At 64.6% G+C, this 2327-nt stretch carries 3 protein-coding genes; all 3 read right to left on the reverse strand.

The window, feature by feature from the left end; all coding sequences use genetic code 11:
* Positions 1-332: DUF934 domain-containing protein (locus VFB18_RS08435; protein ID WP_324973530.1), on the reverse strand; the 332-nt coding region annotated here is incomplete at its 3' end.
* Entirely contained in the window at positions 319-1974 is a 1656-nt protein-coding gene (locus VFB18_RS08440; RefSeq protein ID WP_324973533.1) for a nitrite/sulfite reductase, read from the reverse strand. The genes VFB18_RS08440 and VFB18_RS08435, both read right to left, overlap by 14 nt.
* Positions 1961-2254, reverse strand: coding sequence for a DUF2849 domain-containing protein (locus tag VFB18_RS08445; RefSeq protein WP_324973536.1), 294 nt, complete (start codon positions 2252-2254; stop codon positions 1961-1963). The genes VFB18_RS08440 and VFB18_RS08445 overlap by 14 nt, the downstream gene beginning before the upstream one ends.
* Between the last annotated feature and the right edge of the window lie 73 nt (positions 2255-2327).

A 2327-nucleotide genomic window follows, 5' to 3' on the forward strand; every position in this document is an offset into this window, starting at 1 on the left:
TAGCGCACAAGCACCGCCCTCCATGTGGCAGCCTGGCCGGGATCTGCGATCTCGGCGGTGTCGAAGCCCGAGCGCAGAAGGAACTGGGCGAGGTCGGGGATGAGATAACCGACCGCCCTAATCTCGCCGGTGAATCCGTGACGCTCGCGCAACAGAACCGCCAGGCTGATGCCGCGCCCGTCGCCGAAAGCGGGAAAGCGGATGGCAACGGGGCCGGCGTTACCCGAGGCCGCGGCTTGAAGCGCCGCGTTGTCGGCGGTCGGCTCGAGCAGGGTCGCGGCCTCGGCGGGATCGGACAGCAATTCGCCGGTGGCGAGATCAAGCAGCGCCATAGAGAGCCTCCTTGAACGGCTTCGCCCCCACGCGCCGCCAGGTATCGAGGAAGGTCTCTCCGTCGATACGCTCGGCGAGATAGGTGCCGATGATGGTGTCGATCGCTTGCGGAACCGCCTCGGCGCGGAAGCCGGGGCCGATGATGGTGCCGACCGCGGCATCATCCTTCGGCGAACCGCCGAGCGAGATCTGGTAAAGCTCGGTGCCTTTCTTGTCGACGCCCAGGATGCCGATATTGCCCGAGTGGTGGTGGCCGCAGGCGTTGATGCAGCCCGACATGTTGAGCCTGAGCGGTCCGATCTCCTCCTGGCGCTTCAGGTTCTCGAAGCGCTTGGCGATCTCCTTGGCGATCGGGATCGAGCGGGCATTGGCGAGGTTGCAATAATCGAGCCCCGGGCAGCAGATCATATCGCCGAGAAGATCGTAATTGCCGGTGGCGAGCCCTGCCGCGTTGAGCGCGTCGTAGAGCGTGACCACGTCCGACGTGGCAACGTGCGGCAGGATCAGATTCTGCGTGTAGTTGACGCGAACTTCGTTATGGCCGAAGCGCTCGGCGAGATCGGCGACGAGCTCCATGGTGTCGGAGCTTGCATCGCCCGGCGTGCGCCCGGGTTCCTTCAACGAGATTACTACCGTCGAATAGCCCGGCACGCGATGGGCGCGCACATTGTGCTTGAGCCAGCTCGCGAACACGGGATCGGTGTTGCGGCGGGCATCGAGCTTCGCGTCATGAATCGGCCGCGGCGCAAGCGCTGGCGGAGCGAAATAGGACATGATGCGCTTGACCTCGTCCTCGGGCAGGTCGATCGCATCCTTGTGGGTCGCTTCCCAGTCCGCCTCGACGTCCTCGCGGAATTTGTCGATGCCAAGCTGATTGACGAGGATCTTGATGCGCGCCTTGTGAATGTTGTCGCGCCGGCCGTGCAGATTGTACACGCGCAAGATCGACTCGATGTAGGAGAGCAGGTGTTTCTTCGGCAGGAAGGCGCGGATCTCCTGCCCCACATAGGGCGTGCGGCCCATGCCGCCGCCGACCAGGACGCGGAAGCCATTCTCTCCGTCAGGCCCACGCACGATCTTGAGGCCGATGTCGTGGAAGGCGATGGCTGCGCGATCCTCGGCGGCGCCGGAGACCGCGATCTTGAACTTGCGCGGCAGCCAGTTGAACTCGGGATGCATGGTCGACCACTGGCGCAGGATCTCGCACCAGGGCCGCGGGTCCTCGAGCTCGTCATTGGCGGCGCCGGCAAAGGGATCGGCGGTGACGTTGCGCACGCAATTGCCGCTCGTTTGAATGCAGTGCATCTCCACCTCGGCAAGCGCCGCAAGGATGTCCGGCACATCGACCAGCTTGATCCAGTGGAATTGCAGGTTCTGGCGCGTGGTGAAGTGGCCGTAGCCGCGATCCCACTTCCGCCCGATCATGCCGAGCTGACGGAGTTGGCGGGGCGACAGCACGCCGTAGGGAATGGCGATGCGGAGCATGTAGGCGTGAAGCTGGAGATAGAGTCCGTTGCGCAGGCGCAAGGGACGGAACTCATCCTCGGTCAGCTGACCCGCCAGCCTGCGCTCGACCTGGTCCCTGAAATCGGCCACGCGCTCCCGCACGAAGGCGTGGTCGAACTCGTCATAGCGGTACATCGTACCAATCCTTCGTCAATGTGGTGCGGTGGGCGGCGCGGATCTTCTCGCGCACCGAAAGCGGATCGACCGCGCCGTCCTTGACCGCGACCTCCATGGGATAGACGGCGACCACCTTGCGCGCCTTTACGTCCTTGGCAGCCTGCTCCTCGAGCGCCTTGGTCTCCTCCTCTGTGGAGGCGATGCGCGCCGAGGAGAGGTCCTCGGTCCAGCTGCCGTCGGAAGCGAGATAGACCACGATGCCGTCGACGAGGCGGTTGGCGGTGACGACGCTAAGCACGTTTCAGCTCCTCCAATGCGAGGATGTCCTCGACGAGGCCGTGCGCAGGCAGGCCCGCCACCTCGCCGAAGAT

Source organism: Methyloceanibacter sp. (assembly GCF_035650995.1).
Classification (GTDB): domain Bacteria; phylum Pseudomonadota; class Alphaproteobacteria; order Rhizobiales; family Methyloligellaceae; genus Methyloceanibacter.

Bases quoted from the DNA above. Each gene is read 5' to 3' on its own strand.
- VFB18_RS08440 (WP_324973533.1), bottom strand. From the start codon at position 1,974: ATGTACCGCTATGACGAGTTCGACCACGCCTTCGTGCGGGAGCGCGTG.